The sequence below is a fragment of the Streptomyces sp. NPDC033136 genome (genome assembly GCF_055578235.1).
Genome location: NZ_JBVIPD010000003.1, coordinates 254,925 through 279,818 on the forward strand (window position 1 = coordinate 254,925; position 24,894 = coordinate 279,818).

Annotated in this window: 17 protein-coding genes and 1 pseudogene; 9 read left to right on the forward strand and 9 right to left on the reverse strand. The window is 72.9% G+C overall.

What is annotated here, in order from left to right; translation table 11 throughout:
* The first annotated feature begins 49 nt into the window (after positions 1–49).
* The 3 genes from ACZ5TL_RS06865 to rfbC all read left to right on the forward strand — a co-directional run bounded on the left by ACZ5TL_RS06865 (position 50) and on the right by rfbC (position 4,698).
* Positions 50–1,960, forward strand: coding sequence for a TerD family protein (locus ACZ5TL_RS06865; protein WP_468588316.1), 1,911 nt, complete (start codon positions 50–52; stop codon positions 1,958–1,960).
* 184 nt (positions 1,961–2,144) lie between these two features.
* Entirely contained in the window at positions 2,145–4,088 is a 1,944-nt protein-coding gene (locus tag ACZ5TL_RS06870; RefSeq protein WP_468588317.1) for a glycosyltransferase family 2 protein, read from the forward strand.
* Between the two features lie 4 nt (positions 4,089–4,092).
* Positions 4,093–4,698 carry a dTDP-4-dehydrorhamnose 3,5-epimerase gene (gene rfbC / locus ACZ5TL_RS06875; protein WP_468588318.1) on the forward strand — a complete coding sequence of 202 codons (606 nt, stop codon included), beginning with the start codon at positions 4,093–4,095 and terminating at the stop codon, positions 4,696–4,698.
* A 211-nt stretch (positions 4,699–4,909) separates the two neighbouring features.
* On the opposite strand, the gene ACZ5TL_RS06880 is transcribed toward rfbC, so the two are convergent.
* The 7 genes from ACZ5TL_RS06880 to ACZ5TL_RS06910 all read right to left on the reverse strand — a co-directional run bounded on the left by ACZ5TL_RS06880 (position 4,910) and on the right by ACZ5TL_RS06910 (position 12,368).
* The gene (locus ACZ5TL_RS06880) at positions 4,910–5,722 is read right to left on the reverse strand and encodes a class I SAM-dependent methyltransferase (RefSeq protein ID WP_468588319.1); all 813 of its coding nucleotides are present in this window, start codon (positions 5,720–5,722) and stop codon (positions 4,910–4,912) included.
* A 192-nt stretch (positions 5,723–5,914) separates the two neighbouring features.
* Complete coding sequence (rfbD, locus tag ACZ5TL_RS06885; protein WP_468588320.1) at positions 5,915–6,790, reverse strand: dTDP-4-dehydrorhamnose reductase; 876 nt, start codon at positions 6,788–6,790, stop codon at positions 5,915–5,917.
* Positions 6,787–7,767, reverse strand: a complete 981-nt coding sequence (gene rfbB, locus ACZ5TL_RS06890; RefSeq protein ID WP_468588321.1) for a dTDP-glucose 4,6-dehydratase — start codon at positions 7,765–7,767, stop codon at positions 6,787–6,789. Before rfbB ends, rfbD begins: the two co-directional genes overlap by 4 nt.
* A complete protein-coding gene (locus tag ACZ5TL_RS06895) occupies positions 7,764–8,831 on the reverse strand; it encodes a glucose-1-phosphate thymidylyltransferase (protein WP_468588322.1) in 1,068 nt (355 codons plus the stop codon). Before ACZ5TL_RS06895 ends, rfbB begins: the two co-directional genes overlap by 4 nt.
* A gap of 104 nt (positions 8,832–8,935) precedes the next feature.
* Positions 8,936–9,118, reverse strand: coding sequence for a hypothetical protein (locus ACZ5TL_RS06900; RefSeq protein WP_468588581.1), 183 nt, complete (start codon positions 9,116–9,118; stop codon positions 8,936–8,938).
* Positions 9,119–9,298: 180 nt separating this feature from the next.
* The gene (locus tag ACZ5TL_RS06905) at positions 9,299–9,718 is read right to left on the reverse strand and encodes a CBS domain-containing protein (RefSeq protein WP_468588323.1); all 420 of its coding nucleotides are present in this window, start codon (positions 9,716–9,718) and stop codon (positions 9,299–9,301) included.
* 175 nt (positions 9,719–9,893) lie between these two features.
* Positions 9,894–12,368 carry a SpoIIE family protein phosphatase gene (locus tag ACZ5TL_RS06910; RefSeq protein WP_468588324.1) on the reverse strand — a complete coding sequence of 825 codons (2,475 nt, stop codon included), beginning with the start codon at positions 12,366–12,368 and terminating at the stop codon, positions 9,894–9,896.
* Between the two features lie 185 nt (positions 12,369–12,553).
* On the opposite strand from ACZ5TL_RS06910, the gene lanKC reads away from it, so the two are divergent.
* The 4 genes from lanKC to ACZ5TL_RS06930 all read left to right on the forward strand — a co-directional run bounded on the left by lanKC (position 12,554) and on the right by ACZ5TL_RS06930 (position 19,267).
* Positions 12,554–15,148 carry a class III lanthionine synthetase LanKC gene (gene lanKC / locus ACZ5TL_RS06915; protein ID WP_468588325.1) on the forward strand — a complete coding sequence of 865 codons (2,595 nt, stop codon included), beginning with the start codon at positions 12,554–12,556 and terminating at the stop codon, positions 15,146–15,148.
* An 84-nt stretch (positions 15,149–15,232) separates the two neighbouring features.
* Positions 15,233–15,349: a SapB/AmfS family lanthipeptide gene (locus ACZ5TL_RS06920; protein ID WP_031113019.1), complete on the forward strand. Its 117-nt coding sequence runs from the start codon at positions 15,233–15,235 to the stop codon at positions 15,347–15,349.
* Positions 15,350–15,431: 82 nt separating this feature from the next.
* Entirely contained in the window at positions 15,432–17,168 is a 1,737-nt protein-coding gene (locus ACZ5TL_RS06925) for an ABC transporter ATP-binding protein (protein ID WP_468588326.1), read from the forward strand.
* On the forward strand, positions 17,165–19,267 hold the full coding sequence (locus tag ACZ5TL_RS06930) for an ATP-binding cassette domain-containing protein (protein ID WP_468588327.1): 2,103 nt from the start codon (positions 17,165–17,167) through the stop codon (positions 19,265–19,267). Before ACZ5TL_RS06925 ends, ACZ5TL_RS06930 begins: the two co-directional genes overlap by 4 nt.
* Here ACZ5TL_RS06930 and ACZ5TL_RS06935 read toward each other — a convergent pair.
* A pseudogene (locus ACZ5TL_RS06935) lies at positions 19,190–20,041 on the reverse strand (response regulator transcription factor); the annotation flags it as partial. The gene ACZ5TL_RS06930 and the pseudogene ACZ5TL_RS06935 overlap by 78 nt on opposite strands.
* Here ACZ5TL_RS06935 and ACZ5TL_RS06940 point away from each other — a divergent pair.
* Positions 20,040–22,187, forward strand: a complete 2,148-nt coding sequence (locus ACZ5TL_RS06940; RefSeq protein WP_468588328.1) for a PP2C family protein-serine/threonine phosphatase — start codon at positions 20,040–20,042, stop codon at positions 22,185–22,187. The pseudogene ACZ5TL_RS06935 and the gene ACZ5TL_RS06940 sit on opposite strands and share 2 nt — an antisense overlap.
* A 313-nt stretch (positions 22,188–22,500) precedes the next feature.
* Here the strand turns inward: ACZ5TL_RS06940 and ACZ5TL_RS06945 are convergent, their stop codons facing one another.
* On the reverse strand, positions 22,501–23,859 hold the full coding sequence (locus tag ACZ5TL_RS06945; protein ID WP_468588329.1) for a S1 family peptidase: 1,359 nt from the start codon (positions 23,857–23,859) through the stop codon (positions 22,501–22,503).
* A 746-nt stretch (positions 23,860–24,605) separates the two neighbouring features.
* Here ACZ5TL_RS06945 and ACZ5TL_RS06950 point away from each other — a divergent pair.
* On the forward strand, positions 24,606–24,821 hold the full coding sequence (locus ACZ5TL_RS06950) for a type A2 lantipeptide (RefSeq protein ID WP_468588330.1): 216 nt from the start codon (positions 24,606–24,608) through the stop codon (positions 24,819–24,821).
* The last annotated feature ends 73 nt before the right edge of the window (positions 24,822–24,894 follow it).

Genomic DNA, 24,894 nt, shown 5'->3' on the forward strand with positions numbered 1-24,894 from the left:
ACCGGCATTCAGGTTGAAGCGTCGGTGAAGATCCCTCCATCCTTCCCCCATGTCTCTCCTCTCCTCCGCCCTCGATCCGTCCGGCCTGCGTGACTACGCGTACGACTGGGCGGTGGTCGACGTCGAGACATCGGGGCTGGTGGCCCGTCGCGACCGGGTGCTGTCCGTGGCCGTGGTGACGCTGGGCCCGGACGGCGAGCAGACCGGCGAGTTCTCGACGCTCCTCGACCCCGGCTGCGATCCCGGGCCGGTGCACGTCCACGGGCTGACGGCCGAGAAGCTGCGGGGCGCGCCGGCCTTCGAACAGGTCGCGCCGCGGATCGAGGCGATGCTGCGGGACCGGGTGCTGGTCGCGCACAACGCCCAGTTCGACTACGACTTCCTCGCCCACGAGTTCGCCCGCGCCGGTGCCCCGCTCCCGGTGGCGCGGCGCCTGTGCACCCTCGCGCTGAACCGGCGGGTGGATCCGCCGACCGACGACCTCAGGCTGGGCACGCTCGCCGCCCATTACAGCGTCCCCCAGGTCAGGGCCCACGACGCGCTCGACGACACCCGGGTGCTGGCGGGTGTGCTGCGCGCGTCGCTGCGGGAGGCGGCTCGTCTCGAACTGCCGCTGCCCTTGGTGTCCTGCCCGCCGCGCCAGGACCCCCGGTTCGCGCCCCGGGCGCCCAAAGCTCCGTGCGCGTACCGCAATCCGGGGCGGCCGGAGCAGGGCGGACCGTTGATCCAGGGTATGAAGATCGCGATCACCGGTGAGACGCGGACGCCGCGCGCGGAGCTGGAGCGGCAGGCGATCGAGGCCGGGCTGAAGGTCATGGCGTCCGTCAGCCGGCACACCAGCGCACTGGTCACCAACGACGCCTCGTCCGGATCCGCCAAGGCACGGCGCGCCCTGGCGGAGGGGGTGCTCGTGCTCGACGAGGCCGTGTTCGTACGGCTGTTGGAGGATGTACGGCCGGGGACACCCCATGAGCGGGAGCGGCCCGCGGAAGCCACGATCCCCTCACCCGCGGCCCCCGCCGCGACTTTCGCCCCGGTCCTGGCCTCCACTCACACCGCCGTGCCGGTCCAGGAGTCCGCCCGCCCCGCCCTCCCCGGACCGGCGGAACCCGCGACGACGTCCACGCCGACGCACCCGGCCGGCCCAGCCCCGGAGCGCCTCCTCTCCGGTCGGCGGGTCCTGGTGCTCGGCGGCACTCACCCCGGCGCCGTGGCAGCCCGGAGCAGGATCGTCGAGCTTGGCGGGGCGGCGGCGATCAACCTCTCCGCGAGCGTCACCGACGTCGTGCTGCTGGACGGCGGCGAACGGGACCGCCGGATGAAGCGGATCACCGCCCTCGCGTTCCCCACGCACGACGCCGCATGGCTGGACGCCCCGGTCATCGTCCCGCTCCCCCGGCAGGGCCGCGGGCCCGCGGCCCCGTGCGTCCTCCCGCGCGGCGGCGTCGTGGACCTGCCACAGCCCGGCGGACCGGACGCGGCGGTTCCCTGGACCGTCACCGCGTCCTGGGGCCAGCAGACGTCGTGTGAGATCGACGTGGTCGCCTTCGTCATCGACGAGGAGGAACAGGTCCTCTTCGACGAGGACTTCGTCTTCTACGGTGCACCGGAGGACCCGGGCGGGACGGTGCGGCTGCACAGCGACGGGCCGACCGAGCAGACGATCAGCGTCGGCCTCTCCTCGCTGCCGCCCTCGGCCCGCAAGGTGGTGATCGCCGCCGCCATCGACGGCACGCCCACCTTCGGCGACGTCGGCGCGATCCACATCAGCTCAGGCCCGGGCACCAGCGCCGCGCCCCTGGTCCAGGCCACTCTGGACGCGGCGACCACCGAACGCACGCTGCTCCTGGCCGAGCTCTACCGCCGCGGCTCGCTGTGGCGCCTGCGCACCGTGGGGCAGGGGTATGACCAGGGCCTCGACGCCCTCGCCCGGAGCTACGGCGTGGACATCGCCGGCTGAGGCGCGCCCCTGACCCCGAACAGACCGACGACACAGCCCAGTTGGCCCTCCGCCGAGATGATCACGGCACGGTCTCGGCGGCGGGTCCGGACGCGAGACCGTCCACCCGACCGGGTTAGCATCGGGCAACACGCAGTACAACAGGACGTCTACGGCAAGCGACCCGAAGGGGCCCGGAAACCCGATGCCGGTCAAGGTCAGCGTCATCGTCCCCGTGTACAACCCGGGGACCTACATCGAGGACTGCATCTCCTCGCTGCAGCGGCAGTCGCTGCCTCACGACGAGTACGAGGTGATCTTCGTCGACGACGGCTCGACCGACCAGACCCCGGCCCGGCTCGACCGGCTCGCCGCCGAGGACCCCCGGATGAAGGTCATCCACCAGGAGAACTCCGGCTGGTCGGGCAAGCCCCGCAACGTCGGCATCGAGGCCTCCCGCGGCGAGTTCGTGATGTTCGTCGACAACGACGACTACCTGGGCGACGAGGCCCTGGAGCGGATGTACGACTACGGCGTGGCCAACGGCGCCGACGTCGTCGTGGGCAAGATGGCCGGCAAGGGCCGCGGGGTGCCGGTGGAGCTGTTCCGCCGCAACCATCCGCGCGCCACGGTCGACAGCGCACCGCTCATCGACAGCCTCACCCCGCACAAGATGGTCCGCCGCGCGTTCCTGGACCGCATCGGACTGCGCTTCCCCGAGGGCAGGCGGCGCCTGGAGGACCACGTCTTCATCGCCGAGGCGTATCTGCGCGCGGAGAACGTCTCCGTGCTCAGCGACTACGTCTGTTACTACCACCTCCGGCGCGACGACGGCTCCAACGCCGGTTTCGAACGCTTCGATCCCGTCGGCTACTTCAAGAACCTCCGCGAGGCCCTCGACGTCGTCGAGCGGTACACCGAGCCCGGCCCGGTGCGCGACAAGCTCTTCCGGCGCTGGCTGCGCGTGGAGATGGTCGAGCGGCTGCGGGCCCGGCGTTTACTGAACCTTCCGGACGACTACCGCAGGGAGCTGTTCGCGGAGATCCACGAGATCGTCGTCGAGCGGTTCGGGCCCGGTGTGGCGGCCGGTCTGCAACCGGCGCAGCAGGTCGTCGCCGCGCTGACGGCGGCCGACCGGTACGACGACGTGGTGGCCTTCGCCGAGTGGGAGTCCGGTGTCGCCCCCAAGGCGGCTCCCGGGGACATCAAGTGGCGGGACGGCTCCCTCGCCATCGGTTTCACGGCCGAGTACCTGTCCGCCGGGGAGCCGATGCCGCTTCCAGCCGGCGCCGAGGCGGCGCCGCTGACCGACACGCCGAAGGACGTGACGGAGGCCGTGCGGTGGGTGGCCTCGGAGACCGCCGCCCGCTTCGGGCAGGCCACGGCGGATCTGCTGCTGCGGGAGCGCTCCAGCGCCGCGCAGTACTTCCAGCCGGTCCGGTTCACGCGCGAGTCCGTGCCCGTCGGGGACGGCGAGGAGGCCCGGCTGGTGCTGCGGGCGACCGCCACCGTCGATCCGTCCGACCTGCCGCGCGACGGCGCCTGGGACGCGGTCGTCCGGGTCAAGCTGGGCGGCTGGACCAAGGAGTGCCGCCTGGGCCCCGCCCCGCGGGGGAACCGGCCCGCCCCGGAGGCGGGTGTCGTCGGCGAGCGCGCGGTCCTGCCGTACTGGACGGAGCCGCACGGCAACCTCTCCCTGGAACTGGGCACGCGCGGCAAGCGGCTCGGACTCGGCCGGGTGCGGCAGGCGGACGTCACGGTCTCCGAGGGCCTGTTCCGGGTGCGGCTTCCGCTGCACGTCCCGGGCGACACCGAGGTGCGGCTGAGGTTCGTCTCCGCCAGCCGGACCCTCGAGACGCCCGGCACGCTCTCCCCGGGGGCGGCAGGGGCGAGCGCGGTGTTGGAGGCGGCGCTGCCCGCCGAGGGCCTGACGGGCGGTATCTGGCGGGTGGCCCTGTGCCTCACCCCGGGGGCCGCCGGGGCCCGCTTCACCGGACTGCCGTTCGCCCTGCGCGCCGGGGACGGGAGTGTGCTCGTGGCACCGGTACCCGGGCCAGGCACCGCGCTGCGTCTGGCGCGACGTGCGCGGAGGGTGCTCGGGGCCGCGCGCCGGAAGGTGGTTTCCCGTATCAGTACCGGAGGGCAGTGACAGCATGCGACCACTGGGGATAGAGGGCGCCTGGGTTCTGGAACCCAAGGTCTTCCCGGACGAGCGGGGCAGCTTCCACGAGTGGTACCGGGGCGAGGAGTTCCGCGAGGCGACGGGCCACGACCTGTCCCTGGCCCAGGCCAACTGCTCGGTCTCCCGCCGGGGCGTGCTGCGGGGTGTGCACTTCGCCGATGTGCCGCCCGGACAGGCCAAGTACGTCACGTGTGTGCGCGGTGCCGTCCTGGACGTGGTGATCGACATCCGCGTCGGTTCCCCGGCCTTCGGCCGCTGGGAGGCAGTGCGGCTCGACAGCGACACCCGGCACGCCGTGTTCCTCGCGGAAGGGCTCGGGCACGCGTTCATGGCGCTCACCGACGATGCCACCGTCGTCTACCTGTGCTCGACGGGTTACGCGCCGGAGCGCGAGCACGGGGTGAATCCACTGGACCCGGAGCTGGGCATCGCCTGGCCCGATGACATCCCTGCCGTCCTCTCGCCGAGGGACGCCGAGGCACCGTCACTGGCCGAGGCCGAGCAGGCGGGGCTGCTGCCCACGTACGCGGCCTGCTCCGACCACTACAGGCGGTTGCGTGAGCGGTTCAGCGGCTGACGCCGCACCAGAGACCGCCTGATCATGCACCCCGGTGCGTTCTGGACACCGCACCGATCGGCCAAGCCCGAGCGGGCAGGGCCCGGCAGTTGCCGGGTCCTGCCCGCTACCGGCCGGAGTGACGCTGTCGGTCCGACCTCGCCCTGGGGGATGTCGCCGGACAGCCGGCGATGCAGACCCGGCGGGAGGGTGTTGTTCCCACTCACCGGGATCAGGACTTGGCGTAGCGCTGCTTCAGCGCGCTCCGCTTGTTGGTGCCTTCGGCGTTCCTGCCCTTTTCGATGATCACCAGGTTGTGGTAGAAGTGCACGCCGACGACGTTGAGGTCCGTGTAGGTCGGCTGATAGCTCTCGTCCACGAATTCCTCATAATTCAGCCCGTCCGCCAACCGCTTCAGCATGGCCATGCTGGTGTTCGGGGCGTCCAGATCCTCACTGCCCATCCATTCGGGCCAGTACGACGACTGCGTGTCCTCGACGACGTAGATGCCACCGTCCTTGAGCCGGGGGAAGAGCGTCTCGAAGGTCGTGATCACGTGCGGGCTACGGTGACTGCCGTCGTCGATGATGACGTCGAGTTCACCGATCTTGTCGGCGACAGCGTTCAGGGACGCGGGGTCGGACTGGTCACCGATGAACGTCGTGATGCGGTCCTCATCGACAAATGACTTGTCGTGGATATCCATTCCGAAGATCTGCGCTTTCGGGAAGAAGTGCTTCCACATGCGCAGCGATGCCCCGCCCTGGCCGGCCCGGCTGTAACCGCCGATCCCGATTTCCAGCAGGTTGAACGATTCGTTCTTCAGGTGCTGGAGATGGCGCTGGTAGTGCTGGGTATAACGGTGCGTTCCCCACTTGTCCGTCTTGAAATACACGGCCAGTTTGTTGAGATCGCCGGAGATCGCTTGGGGTCCGGTCGGCTTGGCCGGTTCGGCCCGCTTGGTGGAGAGGCGCTTCTTCAGCCGGCGCAGAACCCGCAGGTTCTTCTCACCCAATGCAGACTTCACCATTGCTCTGATCGACATCGCGGGGACGTTTCCTTTCACGGGACTACCGGTCGGGCACTGGACGGTGGAGCGACTTACTGCCGGCGGGCTGCAAGGGATCGGCGCCGGGCGGGCGGGAAGGCCTCACGCGCCCAAGTGAGTAGGCGGCAGGGCACCCGCGAACAGAAACAACAAGTCACACACGTGGGTATCCGCAGGAACTACGCCATTTCACTGGGACATCTCCTTGCAAAGAAGGGGGAGTGCTTCGCGCAGGGCAGGCTTCCATGCCCGCATCGGCTCCAGGCCGAGCTCCCGCCACCTGTCGTGACCGAGTGCGCTGTACGCCGGGCGGGGCGCGGGCCGGGGGAAGGCCGCGCTGCTGGTGGGGCGGACCCGGTCCGGGTCGGCGCCGATGAGGGAGAACACCTCGCGGGCCAGCTCGTACCAGCTGGCCTCGCCGGAGTTCGTGGCGTGGAAGACGCCGTGTGCGTCGGGGCCGAGCCGGGGCCCGAGGTCGGCGATCCGCCCGGCGACGTCCGCGCTCCAGGTGGGCTGCCCGCGCTGGTCGTCGACGACGTCGAGGGTGTCGCGGCGGGCTTCGACACCGATCATGGTCCGCACGAAGTTGGCGCCGTGGACCCCGTAGAGCCAAGCCGTGCGCACGATCGCGCTCGCGCCGGGCAGTTCCTCCAGCACGGCCCGCTCCCCGGCCAGCTTGGTGCGGCCGTAGGCCGTGCGCGGGCCGGTCGGGTGGTCCTCCGGGTAGGGAGCGGTGCGGGCCTCGCCGGAGAAGACGTAGTCCGTGGAGACGTGGATCAGGCGGGCGCCGTGTGCGGCGCACGCCCGGGCCAGCAGGCGCGGTCCCTCGCCGTTGATCTCCAGGGCGCGGGCCTCGTCGGTCTCGGCGTCGTCCACAGCCGTGTACGCGGCACAGTTCACGACGAGGTCGGGGGCGTGCTCCCGGACGGCCGTGCCGGCGGCCTCGGGGCTCGTGATGTCCAGGGCGGCGCGGTCGAGGCCCACGACGGTCTCGCCGCGCCGGATGAGTTCCTCGACGACGTCACGGCCGAGCATCCCGCGAGCCCCGGTGATCAGCCACTTCATGCCCGCTCCTGGGCGACGCGCCGCTTCAGCGGCTCCCACCAGGCCCGGTTGTCGCGGTACCAGGCGACGGTCTCGGCGAGGCCGGTGGTGAAGTCGTGGCGGGGACGGTAGCCGAGCTGGTCGCGGGCCTTGGACCAGTCGACGCAGTAGCGCAGGTCGTGGCCCTTGCGGTCCTCGACGTACTCCACCCGGTCCCAGTCCGCGCCGCAGGCCTGAAGGAGCAGGCCGGTGAGTTCCTTGTTGGTGAGCTCGGTGCCGCCGCCGATGTTGTAGACCTCGCCGGGCCGGCCCTGGGCGCGGGCGAGGTCGACGCCCTGGCAGTGGTCGTCGACGTGCAGCCAGTCGCGGACGTTGCGGCCCTCGCCGTACAGCGGCACCTTGTGGCCGTCGAGGAGGTTGGTGACGAACAGCGGGATGACCTTCTCGGGGAACTGGTGCGGGCCGTAGTTGTTGGAGCACCGGGTGACGCGCACGTCCAGGCCGTGGGTGCGGTGGTAGGCCAGGGCGAGCAGGTCGGAGGAGGCCTTGGAGGCCGAGTACGGGGAGTTCGGCTGCAGCGGGTGGTCCTCCGGCCACGAGCCGGACTCGATGGAGCCGTAGACCTCGTCGGTGGAGACGTGCACGAAGGGGCCCACGTCGTAGCGCAGGGCGGCGTCCAGCAGGGTCTGGGTACCGAGGACGTTGGTGCGGACGAAGTCGGCGGCGCCGGTGATCGAGCGGTCCACGTGGGATTCGGCGGCGAAGTGCACGACCTGGTCCGCGCCGGCCATGAGCTTGTCCACCAGTTCGGCGTCGCAGATGTCGCCCTGGACGAACTCCAGCCGGGGGTGGGTCAGTTCGAGGTTGTCGAGGGTGCCGGCGTAGGTGAGCTTGTCCAGCACGGTGATGCGCGGCGCGTCGGGGGCGTCCGAGGCGAGCAGTGCGCGCACGTAGCGGGAACCGATGAACCCGGCGGCGCCGGTGACGAGGAGGTTCATGAAGTGATCTGCACCTTGCTGTGGTCTCCGAGGACGAGGCGGTGGGCGCTGGGGACGCTGGGGGCCGGGGTCACCTCGACATGCCTGCCGATCAGCGAGGACTCGATCCGGCCGACACCCCGGATCGAGGAGTCCCGCAGCACGATGGAGAACTCGACTTCGCTGTCGGTGATCCGGCAGTTCTCCGCGATGGAGGTGAAGGGACCGACGTAGGAGTTGCTGACGAGGGTTCCCGAGCCGATGACGGCGGGGCCGACGATACGAGAGTTGACGATCCGCGCGCCCTCCTCCACGACCACCCGCCCGATGGTCTCGGAGGCGTCGTCCACCTCGCCGTCGATGCGGCGCTCCATGCCTTCGAGGACCGTGCGGTTCACCTCGAGCATGTCGCCGACGTTGCCGGTGTCCTTCCAGTAGCCCTTGACGACCGTGGAGCGCACGTCGGCGCGGGAGTCGATCAGGCGCTGGAGGGCGTGGGTGATCTCCAGTTCGCCCCGCCAGGAGGGCTCGATGGAGCGGACCGCCTCGTGGATCAGCGGCGTGAACATGTAGACGCCGACCAGCGCGAGGTCGCTCTTGGGCTGGTCGGGCTTCTCCTCCAGGCCGATCACCTGGCCGGACGGGTCGAGTTCGGCGACACCGAAGGCGCGCGGGTCGGCCACGCGCGTGAGCAGGATCTGGGCGTCGGGCCGGTGGGTGCGGAACTCCTCGACGAGGCCGGTGATGCCGCCGACGATGAAGTTGTCGCCGAGGTACATCACGAAGTCGTCGTCGCCGAGGAAGTCCCGGGCGATCAGCACCGCGTGGGCCAGCCCGAGGGGCCGTTCCTGGGGAATGTAGGTGACCTCGAGGCCGAACTTCGACCCGTCACCCACCGCTTCCTCGATCTCCGCGGCCGTGTCTCCGACGATCATGCCGACGTCGGTGATGCCGGCGTCGGCGATCGACTCCAACCCGTAGAACAGCACGGCCTTGTTGGCCACGGGCACCAATTGCTTGGCCGACGTGTGTGTGATCGGCCTCAGCCGTGTTCCTGCGCCGCCGGACAGCACGAGAGCCTTCATTCGGTTCACCATAGTCGCGATCCGGCGGATGTGAGCATCACTTCTTTTAGTTGTTGATACGCGGAGTTGCTCCGCTCGTCACCCGTCGGCCTGCCGGGGAGCGGTCAGTCCTCGCCCCTGACGATGTTCCCCTCCGCCCCGGACCGCACGGCTCCGGGTGCGGCCCGGTCCTCGACGGCGGGCAGGCAGGTGCGCGGCGCGGCCTTGCCGCGCAGACGGCGCGCCTTCGACCAGCCGGTCTCGGGCCGGCGGACGGCGGGCTTCTCGGGTGTGTCCATGGACGTCACGACTCATCATCTTCCTTCTGCATCCGCTCTTGTTCGAGTCCCCAGGGAGAAACCGAACAAACCCGGGCCGGGACGCCCGTGACGCGACGCCGAACTCCTTCTCGCCGGGTGGCCGTTGCCCGACGTACGGCGGTCCCGCGCACGGGTGGGTGCGCGGGACCGCGGGGCCGGCCGGCGTGGTCAGGCGTTGGGGCGCGCGGCGCTGATGTCACCGAGCGCCGACTCCGGGTCACGCTCCATGGCCATGTCGCCGAGGGAGACGATGCCCACGGGGTGCCCGTGGTCGACGACCGGGATGCGGCGCACGGAGTGCTCGCGCATCAGCTCCACCGCGTGCCCCAGATTCTCGTCGGGGCCGACGGTGACCAGCTCGTCGCTGCATGCGCCGGACACGGTGGTCTGCTCCGGGTCACCGCCTCGGCTGATCGACCGGACCACGAGGTCACGGTCGGTGACCAGGCCGCGCAGCTCGTCGCCGTCCGTCACCAGGACGGCTCCGAGGTCCTCGTCGCGCATGATGCGCGCCACCTCGGCGACGGAGGTCTGCGGCCCGACGGTGACCGGGTCGCCGGTCATGATGTCGCGGACATGCTGAGCCATGATGTTCCTCTTCCTTCGGCTCGCGGGGTTTCTCCGTCTTGCGAGCCGACGGGTACCCGGTTGCCCCGCGGGATCACCAGGTGCGGCCGGCCTCGGCCGGTCCTGAGGAGCCGGTCCGGAGCAGCCGGTCCGGAGCAGCCGGTCCGGACCGGCCGGTTCGGAGCGGCCGCGCCGCTCAGCGGCCCAGCGTCAGCTCCGCCCACACCTGCTTGCCTCCGCTGACCGGCAGCGTGCCCCAGGTCGCCGAGAGGGCCTCGACCAGGAGGATGCCGCGGCCGCCCGTGGCCTCCCAGCCGATGCTGGTGGGCCGGACCGGGGAGCGCGGTGAGGCGTCGGCGACGGCGACCCGCAGGCGGTTGTTGATGAGGGTGAGGTCCATGCGGACCTTGCCGTCGGTGTGGACGAGGGCGTTGGTGACGAGTTCGGAGACGACGAGCAGCGCGGCGTCGTAGTCGACGGTGACGCCCCAGGAGCGCAGGGTGCGCCGGGCGAAGCGGCGGGCGTGCCCGACCGCCTGCGGCACGCGCCACACCGTCCAGCTCTCCCGCAGCGGGCGCAGGTCCATCCCGTCGTAGCGCAGGAGGAGCAGGGCGACGTCGTCGCTGCGGCGGGCGTCACCGAGGAGGGCGTCGGCGACGAGCCCCAGGTCGGCGGGGGCGGCACCGGCCAGCCGCTCGGCGAGCCGGCCCATGCCCTCGTCGATGTCGGCGTCGGGCGTCTCGACGAGCCCGTCCGTGGCCAGGGCGATCACGGTGCCGGGCGGCAGCCTGAGCGGGCTCATGGGGAACTCGGCCTGCGTGATCACCCCGAGGGGTGGTCCGCCCTCGGCCTCCGCGATCTCGGTCCGGCCGTCCGGGTGCCGCAGCACGGGCGGGAGATGCCCGGCGCGCACGTACCAGGCGGCGCCCTCCTCCAGGTCGACGTCGACGTAGCAGCAGGTGGCGAAGAGATCGCTCTCCATGTCCATCAGGAGCCGGTTGGCGTGCGCCACCACCACGTCCGGCGGGTGGCCCTCGACGGCGTAGGCGCGCAGGGCGGTGCGCATCTGGCCCATGAGGGTGGCGGCCCCGGCGCTGTGCCCCTGGACATCGCCGATGACGAGGGCGACGTGGTTGTCGGGCAGCGGGATGACGTCGTACCAGTCGCCGCCGAGCTCCAGTCCTGCCGTGCTGGGCAGGTAGCGGGCGACGGCCACCGCGCCCGGCAGCCGGGGCAGGCGGCGCGGCAGCAGCTGGCGCTGGAGCATGCCGACGAGTTCGTGTTCGGCGTCGAAGGCCCGCGCCCGGACGAGCGCCTGTCCGGCCAGGCCGGCGCTGGCGGTGAGCAGGGCGCGTTCGTCGGAGCCGAAGTCGTGCGGGGCGTCCCAGCCGATCAGGCAGGCCCCCGCCATGCGGTTCCCGGCGGGCAGCGGCAGGACGGCCAGACCGCCGGGGCCGACCTCGGCCAGGGTGGGTTCCAGAGGGCTGCCGGCGGGCCAGATCCGGGCGCGGCCCTCGCGGAGCGCGGCGGCGAGAGTGGGCATGGCGCGGACGGGCGCGTCGGGCCACTCGCCGCGCCATTCCGACCGCCACAGCTCGGGCCAGGCCTCGGGTTCGGGCGGGTCGAGGACGGTGACGACAAGCCGGTCGCTCTCCAGCTCGGCGAGTGCGATCCGGTCGGCCCGCAGCGGCCGGCGCAGGGCTGCGACCACGGCCTTGCCCACGTCGCGGACGGTGAGGGCGGTGGCCAGCGCGGCGGCCAGGCGCTGGACGCGGGCCACGTCGGTGACGTCGGAGCGCAGGGTGGAGGCGTCGGCGACGGTACCCACGAGCCGTGCCGGGTGGCCCTCGCCGCCGGGCACGAGGCGCCCGCGCAGCCGGAGCCACTTCGGCGGCCCGGCCGGCTGAAGCACCCGGAACTCCAGCTCCCGGTCGCCGATCGACATGTGGCCGGCCTCCACCACGGACATCAGCGAGGGCAGGTCCTCGGGCACGGTCAGGCCGAGCAGCGTCTCGACCCGGCCGTCGAATGCGACGGGGTCCAGGCCGAACAGGTCCAGCAGGTCGTCGCCGGCCCGGACGCGGCCGGTGTCCATGGCGAGACTGAAGGCGCCCTGCGGCAGTTCACCGCCCTCGGCTGGCGCGACCGGGGCGGTGAAGGCGACCGCCTCGGAGATGAGTTCCAGGCACTTGCGGTCGTCGGTGTCGAACCCGGCGGGGCGCTCGCTCACGGCGAGCAGGGAGCCACCGCCGTCGCCGTGCACGGGCAGGGCGACCAGGTGGAAGTCCCGGGACGGCACGCGCCGTGCCTGCGCGTGCTCGGCGAGTTCGGCGGGGCTCATCGAGACGGGTTGTCCGGCGCGGTGGGCCTCGGCGACGGGGGACCGCCCGGCGCGGGGGTAGCTGTCGCGCAGTCCGTACAGCGTCCTGGGCACCCCGGCCGACTCCACGAGGCAGAGCAGTTCGCCGTCCTGACCGGGCACGTACACGGCGATGAACGCGGCACCGGCGAAGACGAGCGCCTGTTCGAGGACGCGGCGCACCCGTTCGGGCGACTCCTGGTCGATCGCGATCGCTTTGAGGGCACCTTCGGCACGCAGCGTCCGCGTTCCGGGTTCTTGGGGTTCCTGGGGTTGGGGTTCTTGGGCGCCCTGTCTGACCACGTTGGCCATTACAGCGCTTATGAGACACCTGCGCAGCCCCTGTGAGCGTTCCGTGGAGGCGCGCGGACGCGGACGCTCGAAAGGAACCGAACATGTCTTGACGCATGCGTTCCGCACGGTGACCTCGTGACAGGCGTGACTGTCCGGGCCCTCCGCGTGGCTGGAAGGCTCGGTGCCCGTCAGGAGGGGGACGCATGGACAAGCGGTACGAGGTGTACGCGCTCGCCGACCGGCATTTCTACGAGACGCCGGACCGGCTCGCGGGAAGCGGGCAGGGGACAGCCCCGCACCTCTACGAGACGGCCCGCCGGCCGGTGCCCGAGGGCTGGGAGGCGGCACGGATCGGCGACTGGCTGACGATGACGCCGCTCGGCCCGGACGGCGGGCCGCTCCAGGGCCCGGCGCAGGGCTGGAAGATCCACGCCTCGGCGACCCGGGCGGACGCGGAGGAGGTCGCCCGGATCGTGTGGGACTACTGCGTCGAGCGCCGGGTCCCCTTCAAGTTCGTGCCGGGACCGCACCTGCTGCACCTGCGCAACACCAAGTACGCGCCCCGCGACGGCAGCGGCAAGTTCGTCACCGTCTACCCGGCCGACGAGGAGCAGCTGCACCAGGTGCTGCGCGAGCTGGGCGCGCTGCTGGAGGGTTTCGAGGGGCCGTACATCCTCACCGACCTGCGCTGGGGCGAAGGCCCGCTGTACGTCCGGTACGGCGCCTTCGCGCGCTCCTTCGTCGTGGACGAGCGGGGCTCGCTGGTGCCGGCGGTGCGCGACGGCGAGGAGCGGCTGGTGCCGGACCGGCGGTCGCCGTCCTTCCAGGTGCCCGGGTGGGTGACGCTGCCGCCGTTCCTCCAGCCGCACCTCGACGCGCGGAACACCACGACGACCGGCGAGCTGCCCTACCGCATCGAGAAGGCGCTGCACTTCTCCAACGGCGGCGGTGTCTACGCCGGCACCGACACCCGTGACGGGCGCAAGGTCGTCCTCAAGGAGGGCAGGCCGCACGCGGGCCTCGCCTCGGACGGCGCCGACGCGATCGCCCGGCTGGAGCGGGAGAAGCGGGCGCTGGAGCAGGTGGCGGGCACGGGCGTGGTCCCGGAGGTGCGCGACTGGTTCGAGCTCGGCGGGCACCGCTTCCTGGTGATGGACTTACTGGAGGGCCGTCCGCTCAACTCCTTCTTCGCCGAGCGGCATCCGCTGCTCGCCCAGGACCCCGACCCCGAGGCCGTCGCCTCCTACACCGCGTGGGCGCTGCGCGTCCACCGCAGGGTGGAGGAGGCCGTGGCGGCGGTGCACGCGCGCGGCATCGTCTTCAACGACCTGCACGTCTTCAACATCATGGTCGCGCCGGACGAGGAGACGGTCTTCCTCCTCGACTTCGAGGCCGCGGCCCCGGCCGGGGAGAACGGCCGCCAGGTCGTCGCCCACCCGGGCTTCTTCGCGCCGCCGGACCGCCGGGGCGCCGACGTGGACCGGTACGCGCTGGCCTGTCTGCGGCTGGCCCTGTTCCTGCCCGTGACCACGCTGTTCGTGGTCGACCGCGGCAAGGCGGCGCATCTGGCCGAGGTGATCGCGGAGCAGTTCCCGGACGTGCCGCGGGAGTTCCTCGACGAGGCGGTCACGGAGATCACGCGGGAGGTGTCCGGCCGGGTGGTGGCCGCCCCCTCCGCGCCGGTGGACCCAGGTGACTGGCCGTACAGCCGCGACTCGATGGTCAAGGCCATCCTCGCCTCTGCCACCCCGGAGCGCGACGACCGGCTCTTCCCGGGCGACGTCGCCCAGTTCTCGGACGGCGGTGGGCTGGGCATAGCCCACGGCGCCGCGGGTGTGCTGTACGCGCTGGACGCCGCCGGCGCCGAGCGGTACGAGGAGGGCGAGCGCTGGCTGCTGGAGCGGACGGCACCGGCCCCGGCCGGCACGCCGCTCGGGCTGTACGACGGGCTGGCGGGGGTCGCCCTCGTCCTCGACCGGCTCGGCCACCGGCAGCGGGCGCTGGACCTGGTCGAGGGCATCCTCGCGGAGCGCTGGCAGAACCTCTCCTCCGATCTGCACGGCGGACTGGCCGGACTCGGACTGGTCCTGGGCCATCTGGCCCGCGCCACCGGCGAGTCGGAGCTGCGCGAGCGGGCCGGCGAGGCCGCGCGGATCCTCGTACAACGCCTCACCGAGCCGCTCCCGGCCACGCCCCGGCGGCGCGCGGGACTGCTGCGCGGCGCGACGGGTCCGGCGCTGCTCATGCTGCGGCAGTACGAGTGGACCGGCCAGGACGCCTGGCTGGAGGCTGCGGCCGTGGCGCTGCGCCGGGACCTGGAGTCCTGCGTGACCCGCGAGAACGGGTCGCTGGAGGTCGACGAGGGCTGGCGGACCCTGCCCTACCTCGGCGACGGCAGCGCGGGGCTCGGCATGGTCCTCGACGACCTCGTGACCCACTCCCCCGGCCTCGCCGGGGAGTTCGAGGCGGCCCGCTCCGGCGTCGTCACGGCCGCCACCTCACGCTTCTACGCGCAGCCCGGGCTCTTCCAGGGCCGCGCGGGAATGATCCTGCACCTCAGCCGCACGGCCGCGCCGGGCGCGACCGGGGACCGGCTGTCCGGGCAGATCGCCGGGCTCGGCTGGTTCGCGATGACGTACCAGGGCCAACTGGCCTTCCCGGGACACCAGATGATGCGGCTCTCCATGGACCTCGCCACCGGAACGGCAGGGTGCCTGCTGGCGCTCGGCGCGGCCCTCGACCCGGCGTCCGACGCCCACCTGCCGTTCCTCCCGCCGCCCCACCGGCGGCCCACATGACGCGGTTCCGCGATCCGGCGGAGTCGTGACACCACCCCGTCCCCACGGATGACCACGGACGGACACCCAACGGAAGGACACACCATGGCACTTCTCGACCTGCAGACCATCGAGACCGAGGAGCGGACCGACGGCGGCGGCAACAGCACGGTGAGCCTGCTCTCCTGCATCAGCGCCGCGAGCGTCCTGCTCTGTCTCTGACCGGCGGTCTGCGCGGCCCCGGGCGGTTCCCTCCCTTCGGGGAGGGGCCGTCCGGGGCCCGCCCGTTCCCCGAAAGGCCCGTATGACCCCGCGTGCCGACGACGACCCGGCGGCCGGACACGCCCGCACGCTGCTGCGTACGGCCACCCGGTACAGCGGGTCCCGTTGCGCGGCCCTGTGCCTGGTGAGCATCGCGGCGACCGGTGCCGGACTGCTGCTGCCCGCCGTGCTTGGCCGGGCCCTCGATCTGTTGCTGGCGCAGGCCCCGGCGACCCGCTGGGTGCTGTACTGCGCCGGCCTCGTCCTGCTGCTGGCGCTGCTGGACGCGGTCCAGACCGTGCTCACCGGCACCGTCGACGCCCGTTCGACCGCGTGGCTGCGCCGCCGCCTGACCGGGCACGTCCTGGGGGCGGGCCCGCGGGCCGCCGACCGCTTCGGCTCCGGGGACCTCGTCGCACGGCTGGTCGGCAACGCCGCCGAGGCCGGAACCACGCCCGCGGCCCGCGCGGCACTCCTGGCCGCGCTCGCCGGGCCCGTCGGCGGTGTGGTCGCGCTCGGCCTGCTCGACTGGTGGCTCGCGGCCGTGTTCCTCGCAGGAGCCCCCGTCCTGACCCTCCTCCTGCGCACCGTCGCCCGGGACACCACGCAGAGCGCGACGCGCTACCAGCGGGCGCAGGGCCGGATCGCGGCCGCGCTGGCGGAGGCCGTCGAAGGTGTCCGGACCGTGCGGGCGGCGGGCACGGAGGGCAAGGAGACGACCCGGGTGCTGCGGCCGCTGCCGGATCTGTCCCGGGCCGGGCACCGCATGTGGCGGGTGCAGGGGCGGGCCGCCGCCCAGGCGGTCGCCGTGGCGCCGCTGCTGCAGCTCGGGGTCGTCGCCGTGGCCGGTGTGCTGCTCACCCGGGACCGGCTGTCGGTGGGGGACGTCCTCGCGGCCTCGCGGTACGCGGTGCTCGCGACGGGTGTCGGCGTCCTGGTGGGGCGGCTCGCGGGCCTGGCCCGGGCCCGCGCGGCGGCCCGGCGTCTCGGCGAGATCAAGACCGAGCCCGCCACCGCGTTCGGCACCCGCCGGCTGCCCGACGGCCCCGGGCGGCTGGAGCTGCGCGGGGTGGCGGCCCGGCGCGGCGGACGCACCGTGCTCGACGGCGTGGACCTCGACGTCCCGGGCGGCACGACCCTGGCCGTGGTCGGCCGGTCCGGTGCGGGCAAGTCGCTGCTGGCCGCGCTCGCCGGGCGGCTCACCGACCCGGAGGCGGGCGAGGTGCTCCTCGACGGGGTGCCGCTGCGCGAACTGCCGCACGACGACCTGCGCCGCGCGGTCGGCTACGCCTTCGCCCGCCCGGCCCTCCTGGGCGGCACCATCGAGCAGGCGCTCGGCCTCGGCCTGCCCGGCCCCTCCCCCGCACGCATCCGCGAGGCGTCCCGCCGGGCCCTCGCCGACGACTTCGTCCGCCGCCTCCCCGACGGCTACGGCACCGCCGTCGTGGACGCTCCGCGCTCCGGCGGCGAGTCCCAACGGCTGGGCCTCGCCCGGGCGTTCGCCCACGGCGGCCGCCTGCTGATCCTCGACGACGCCCTCTCCAGCCTGGACACGGTGACGGAACGCCACATCACCGACGCCCTCCTCGGCGACGGCCCCGGCGGCACCCGTCTGCTGGTCGCCCACCGGGCCGCGACGGCCGCGTGCGCGGACCGGGTCGCCTGGCTGGACGGGGGGCGGGTGCGGGCGGTGGGGCGCCACGAGGAGTTGTGGCGGGTCGCGGAGTACCGCGCGGTGTTCGGGGAGCCGGCGGAGGCCGGGAGCGGAGCGGAGACATGACCGGCGCGAGGAGGACGACCCTGCCCGCGCGAGGCCTGCGCTACCTGCTGGCCCACCGGCGGGTCCTCCTGCGGCTCACCGTCTGGTCCGTGCTCGAGACAGGGCAGACCTTCCTCATCGGATACGGGCCCGCCCGCGCCCTGGACGCGGGGTTCCTGCGCGGACGGATGGACGTCGGGCTGGCCTGGCTCGCGGTGACCGGGCTCGGTGTCCTGCTCGGCGCGTACGGCACCGCGCGGGTCTACGCCGCCGTCGCCGCGCTGGTCGAACCCCTCCGGGACCGGCTCGTGGCACACGTCGTCTCCCGTGGGGTGCGGACCGGTGACGCGGGGTCCCTGTCAGGGCTGACCCAGCAGGTGGAGATCGCCCGGGACACGTTCGCCGGGCTGGTCATGGTCTCCCGTTCCTTCGTGTTCACCGCTGCCGGCGCCCTGGCCGGACTGTTCACGCTCGCCCCGCCGCTCCTGCTCGTCGTGGGGCCGCCCCTGGCCGCCGGTGTGGCGCTGTTCGCGGCGACGCTGCGGCCGCTCGCCCGGCGGCAGGAGGCGTTCCTGGTCGCCGACGAGGCCCTGGCCGGGCATCTGGGCACCGTCTGCCCGGGCCTGCGGGACATCACGGCGACCGGCGCGGAGGCGCACATCGCCGGCGCCACCGGTGAACGGGTCGAGGCGGAGTTCCGCGCGGCGCGCTCCCTGGCCCACTGGGGTGTGCTGCGCGTGCTGTCCCTGGCGCTCGGCGGCCAGCTGCCGATCGTGCTGCTGCTCGCCGCCGCCCCCTGGCTCCTGGCCCACGGCGTCACCACGGGCGCGCTGGTCGGCGCCCTCGCCTACGTCACCCAGTCGCTCCTGCCCGCCCTGCGCAACCTGATCCACGGCCTGGGCACGAGCGGCTCCCGCCTGACGGTGGTCCTGCGACGCCTGACGGCAACGGACTCCGCGCACCAACCGCCCACCCCCACGGCCACCACCGACGCGCCCCTTCCGCACCAGGCCCGCCGCCCTGCGGACGACACCGACACGCCCCGTTCGAACCAGGGCCCCGCCGCGCCGGACACCCCCGGCCCGACCCACCCGCACCGGAACCCCCGTCCCACAGACGCCGGCTCCGGCTCCGACGCGCCCCGCCCCGGCGGCTCCCCCACGGCCGTCTCGAACCCGCCGCCCCGCACCACCGCCCCGAGCCCGGGGCCCCCGGGCGGTGAATCCCGCGAGGACACTCCCCCGGCTCTCGCCCTCACCTCTGTCACCTTCGCCTACGGCCCCGCCAGCACCCCCGTCGTCCAGGACCTGGACCTCGCCCTGCCGCCCGGCGGGCACCTCGCCGTCGTGGGGCCCAGCGGCACCGGGAAGTCCACGCTCACCGCGCTCGTGGCCGGACTGCTCACGCCGCAGCGCGGCACGATCCGGGTCGGCGCCCACCCTGTGCCCGGCCCGGACGCCGCCGCGGCGCGCGTGCTCATCCCGCAGGAGGCGTACGTCTTCGGCGGCACCCTGGCCGAGAACCTCGCCTACCTGCGTCCGGACCCCGTGCCCGAGGAGGAACTGCTCGCCGCCGCCGAGGCGGTCGGCCTCGCCCCGCTGGCCGGGCGGCTGGGCGGCCTCGGCGCCCGGGTCGACCCCACGGCCCTGTCGGCCGGCGAACGGCAACTCGTCGCGCTGACCCGGGCCTATCTGTCGTACGCCCCGCTCGCCCTGCTCGACGAGGCGACCTGCCATCTGGACCCCGGGGCGGAGGAGCAGGCGGAGCGGGCCTTCGCCGAGCGGCCGGGCGGGACACTGGTGGTCGTCGCCCACCGCATCAGCTCGGCTCGCCGCGCCGCGCGGGTCCTGGTCATGGACGGCCGGAGCACGGCGTACGGCCGCCACGAGGAGCTGATGGGGACCTCGGCGCTGTACCGGGACCTGGTCGGCAGCTGGACGCCCGCGGCGGCCCGGCGGTCAGAGCCAGCCCTGGCCCTGGGATATGCGGATCGCGTCGATGCGGTTGCGGGCCCCGGTCTTGCGGGTGATGGCCGCCATGTAGTTGCGCACGGTCCCGTGGGACAGGTGCAGGCTCCCGGCGATCTCCGCGACGGAGGCTCCCTCGGCCGCGAGGGATAACACGCTCAGTTCTCTGCGGGTCAGCGGCATCTCGGCGGCCTTGAGGAAACCGAAGCCCAGCGAGTCGTTGACGAAACGTTCCCCCTCGGCAACCCGGCGGATCCCGCGCAGCAGGTTCTGCGGCGAGCCCTCCTTGTCGACGTAGCCGAGCGCCCCCGCCTCGACCGCCCGCTTCAGCAACCCCGGCCGGTTCGCGGTGGCGAGCACGAGTAATCGGGGGCGCACGCGGTCCGGTGCCGGGCGGCACAGCTCGCCCAGCGGAGGGATGCCGTAAGAGTCCGCGCACTCCAGGTCCGCCGCGCACACGTCCGGCCGTACCGACCGCACCAGGCCCGGCGCGCCGTTCCACGACGTGTCGTGCACCGTCAGGTCGGACTCCGCCCGGAGCCACTCCGCCAGCACCGATCGCACCAGACACTCGTCGTGCACCAGAAGCACCCGGATCACCGCCACCCCCTCAGCTCGCCGTACGCCCCCTCGTCCCGTTGAGCGCGTGCCCCATTGTTCGCGACCGTGACCCTGCGTGGGCGCGAAGATCCGGCCATCAGGGTGCGCGGGGGCGCACGTGCGGCGACTGCACGCCCAGCCGCGCTTCGACTGCGGGGGCATGGGACGCCCCGGCCTGGGTACGTCGGCGCCTCCGGCGAGGTAAGACGCCTGTGACCGACGGTAACCGGGGCGGTTCCCGTGCCGCTCGTCGTGCGCGACGGGCTGCCAGGGGGGAGATTTGTTCCTGGACCCGGTCGCGCGGCCGTGCGAGGAGGTGGTCGGCATGTCCGACGGGCACTCGTCCGCGCAGGCGCCGGCGACCGCCAGGACGCCGGTGGGCCGCCCCGTACTGTCCCTGGCGCTGGCCTCGATGATGGACGAGGTGCACGCCCACTCCGGCGCGGTGTATCTGCTGGCGCCGGACCAGCCGGTGCTGGAGATGGCCGTGATGGCCGGCCTGCCCCGGGCATTCGCGGCGCCCTGGGAGCGGGTGGGGCTGAGCGCGCCGATCCCGGTCGCCGACGCGGCGCGCGAGCGTCGGCTGGTGTGGGTCGGCGGCGAGGAGGAGATGGCCCGCCGCTATCCGCGGATCGCCGTGGTGCTGCCCTACCCCTTCGCCCTGGCCGCGGTGCCGATCGCCACCGAGTCCACCGTGTACGGCGCGGTCTTCGTGACTTGGCCGGGTGCGCATCCGCCGGAGCTGTCCGACCACGAGCGCGAGCACCTGACCGCGGCCTGCGGCCGGCTGGCGGTCCGGCTGGAGCGGGCCGCCGAGATGAGCATCGCGCCACACCCCGAGTCCGATCTGGTCGCCTCACCCCTGATGGGCGGCATAGCCGGCACGCTCGGCACGGTCGAGGCGGCCCGGATGGTGAGCCGCCTGCCGTACGGGCTGGTCTCGCTGGATCTGCACGGGCGGATCGGCTTCGTCAACGCAGCGGCGGCCGAACTGCTGAACGTCCCGGTCAGCCGGCTGCTCGGCACCCAGCTGTGGGCGTCGGTGCCGTGGCTCAACGACCCGGTGTACGAGGACCGTTACCGGGCCGCGCTGATGAGTCAGCACACCGCCTCGTTCGTGGCGCTGCGCCCGCCCGGCGAGTGGCTCTCGTTCCGCCTGTACCCGAGCACGACGGGTCTGAGCGTCCGGATCACCCGGTCCCGGGCCGTGTCGCAGATGAACCGGACCACGCCGCCGCCCGAAGGGAAACCGTCCCGGCTGGTCACCATGTCGCAGGTACTGGATCTGGCCAGCGCGCTCACCGAGGCGGTGGGGGTGCAGGACGTGGTGCAGCTGGTCGCGGACGAGATCGCCCCGGCCGTAGGCAGCCAGGCCCTGGTCGTCCTTGGTTCGCGGGCGAACCGGCTGCGCGTGCTGGGGCATCGCGGGTACCCGGACGCGCACGTGGTGGAGCGGTTCGACGGGATGCCGCTGTCCGAGCCGACGCCCGGCACACAGGTGCTGCGCACGGGCGTACCCGCGTTCTTCGAGTCGCAGGAACAGCTGGAGCGCCTCTACCCCGCGCGGCCCGCGACGCCCGACGGGTTCGCGGCCTGGGCCTTTCTGCCGCTGATCGCCCAGGGCCGGCCGGTGGGGACGTGCGTGCTCTCCTACGCCGAGCCGCACACCTTCCCGACGGAGGAGCGGGCGGTGATGACCAGCCTGGCCGGGCTGATCGCCCAGGCGCTGGAGCGGGCCCTGCTCTACGACGCCAAGTACCGGCTCGCGCACGGTCTGCAGGAAGCCCTGCTGCCGCACTCGCTGCCGTCGGTGCCCGGCATCGAGACGGCCGGCCGCTATGTGCCGGCCACTCAGGGCATGGACATCGGCGGCGACTTCTACGACCTGGTGCACACCCAGGGGATGGCGGCGGCGGTGATCGGGGACGTGCAGGGCCACAACGTCACGGCGGCCGGGCTGATGGGGCAGGTCCGCACCGCGGTGCGCGCGTACACGACCGTGGGCCAGGCGCCCGAGGAGGTCATGCGCAGCACCAACCGGCTGCTGCTCGACCTGGGGTCCGACCTGTTCGCCAGCTGCCTGTACCTGCGGCTCGACCCGGCGCACGGGCGGGCCGTGATGTCCCGGGCGGGTCATCCGCCGCCGCTGCTGAGACGGCCGGACGGGCGGGTCCGCGTCCTCGACCTGGCCGGGGGCCCGCTGCTGGGCATCGACGCCTCGGCGGTGTACCCGACGACGGAGGTCGCCCTCACGCCCGGTTCCCTGCTCGTCCTCTACACCGACGGGCTGGTCGAGTCCCCCGGCACGGACTTCGAGGAGGCCCTCGCGGACCTGGGCCGGCGCCTGGCCGACACCGGGGACCGGCCGCTGGACGAACTGGCCGACAGCCTCGTCCACCAGGAGCGGCCACGAACGGACGGGGAGGAACGACTCGACGACATCGCCCTGCTGCTGATCAGGGTCGACGGGTAGAACAGGGGACGCCGAGGGCGCGGAACCTCCCCGCCCACCGGCGCCCGGGACCCCGGCCCCTGGGACCCGGGACGGGGGTGTTCCCCCCGACGTACGCCGAAGACGGTGGGGGTCGCCTTCGGTGCCCGAAGCCTCGCTCCCGGCATCAGACCGGGCCGGGAATCCCGCCGGAGGGCCTGCCCGGTCCACGGCGGCCGGGATCACGACCGAGGCCGCGGCCGAAGCCGGGGCGTGCCGGTGGCCGGCCCGGTCCCGCCAGGAAGGGGCGGGAGCGGACCGGCGGCGCCGGACCGGCTGCCGGCGGCTTACCGGGTCAGCGGGACTCGGTCAGGCTGGAGTCGCCCCCGGCACCCTGGCCCGCGTCGTGACCGGCTCCGGCACCGGCCTCGTCGCCTCCGGCCTGCTCATCGGCACCGGCACCGGCTTCCTCACCGGTACCCGCTCCTTCGCCGGCCCCGGCACCGGCCTCTTCACCGGCGCCCGCTTCCTCACCGGCTCCGGCCTCCTGGCCACCGGCTTCCTCACCCGCGCCGGCGCCGGCGCCCGCCGCGCCACCCGCGCCGAGGGTCGCGCCGACCGCCTCCAGGGCGGTGGTGACCGGCTGGAAGAACGTCTCGCCGCCGACCGTGCAGTCACCGCTGCCGCCGGAGGTCAGGCCGATCGCGAGACCGTCCTGGGTGAACAGCGAGCCGCCGCTGTCGCCGGGCTCGGCACAGACGTTGGTCTGGATGAGGCCGGTGACCGTGCCCTCCGGGTAGTTCACCGTGGCGTCGAGGCCGAGGACCTGGCCGTCGGAGAGCCCGGTGGTGCTGCCCATCCGGAAGACCTCCTGGCCGACGGTCGCCTCGGCGGCCTCGGTGATCGGGACGGTCTGGTCGCCGAGGTTGACCTCGCTGGGCGCCTCGGTCGCCGGGTCGTCGTACTTCACGAGTGCGAAGTCACCGGCGCCGGGGAACGTCGACTGGTCGACGGTGGCGATCGGCTGGCCGCCCTGGGTGTCGGACCACTCGTTGCCGCCGAGGGTGCAGTGTCCGGCCGTCAGGAACGCGGGCGAGCCGTCGCCCGCGGTGACGTTGAAGCCGAGGGAGCAGCGCGAGCCGCCCGCGAAGATGGCGTCACCGCCGGAGACGAACGGCTTGAAGGTACCGGCCGACTTCTTGATGGTCGCCATGTCCGAGCCGAGGCTCTGCACGGTGGATGTCAGTCTGTCCCACTTGGCACCGGTCACGGTGCTGTCGGCCGTCACCAGGAGCTTGTTCGTGCGGGGGTCGATCGACCACGAGGTGCCGGCGATGGTCGCCTCGGCCTTCAGCGTCGACGCCCCGTCCTGCAGCTCCGACCAGCTGTTGTCGACCTCGCGGACCTTCGCGCCCGCCGCCTTGGCCTGCACGATCACGTTGTTGTTGTCGCCCGGTACGACGTTGACGACGAGCTGCTGGCTGTCGCCGTCGTAGTAGGAGCCGCCGAACGCCTCACCGAGAAGCCCGGAGAGCTGCGAGGCGAGATCCGAGGCGTCGCCCGCCTTCAGGGTCTTCGGCGCGGTCGCCGCGCCGTCGGACGAACCGTCCTGCGAGGCGTTGGCGTTGGGGAGCAGGATCGCGGCCGCGCCGAGCGCCACCACACCGCCCGCCGCTATCGCGGCCTTGCGCTTCGGAATTCGCTTGTGACTCAAACTTCTCTCCTCCTGGGGAACGGAGTAGGTGCCGCCGTCCGGCAGCTTCTGGGGGGCGCCTGGATGGCTGTTGGTACGCACGGGCCACGCGGGGCGTTCAATTCCGTTTGCGAGTGATCCCTTCGCACCCCGGAATCAGCCAACTCCCGCCGGCCGGCGCACCGACCGCACGGTCTGTGACACCGCTGGTCACAGCGGGCGGACCAGGCGGTGCGGCCCCGACCGGTCCGCGCCGGCCCCTGGCCGGATGACGGCCTTTCAGCGGCGGTCCTCGTCCGGCACGCCGGAGCGGAACGCTCCGCATCCACCCGGAAACGATCTGTTGCGATCGCGGAGTTCAATCCCGACTTCAGCGAATCTGCACATCGAATGCTCAACCCGGTCACCTGAAGAAGGGTTGTCCACAGCCTCGGTGCGTGGGTCACGCCTTTGGGGCGGGAGTGCCTGATTCGCCACCCGGGAATACAAGGGCCTGGATGAGCCGATGCCGTGGCGCATGTGAAGACCTCGCCCCCAAGCCGTGTGCGGACCTGCACGGATCGGTGCCGCTGAGTCGCAAGTCCCCTGGTGAGAGGGTTGGTTGATTGGAAGCCCGCGCCCGCAGCGTGCTTTGATCCATCGCACCGCGGGGGCCGCGGAGGGCACTCGGAAACGGGCGTCCGGCGCTCGCGGTCGCGGCCGTCATCTGTCCCCCAGAGGGGGCCGCTCCCCCCTTGTGAGATATCCATATGAAGGGAAGTTCCATCATGAACTCCACCCCCCAGGTTGAGACCGTTGAGATCGCCGACGCCGAGCTCGACGCCGTCTCCGGCGGCCTGTCCGTGAACGCCGTGAACACCGTCACCGACACGGTCAACGGCATCGCTCCGGTTTCCGGCGTGGTCGACACGGCCGTCGGCACCGTCGAGGGCGTCACCGGCCTGAACACCGCCCCGGTCACCAACCTGGTCGCCGGTCTCTGATCGAGCCCCAGTGCCGTTGACTCCCGGAGCCGCAGCCGGCGGTTCCGGGATCTTCGGGTGCCGTAACAGTTTC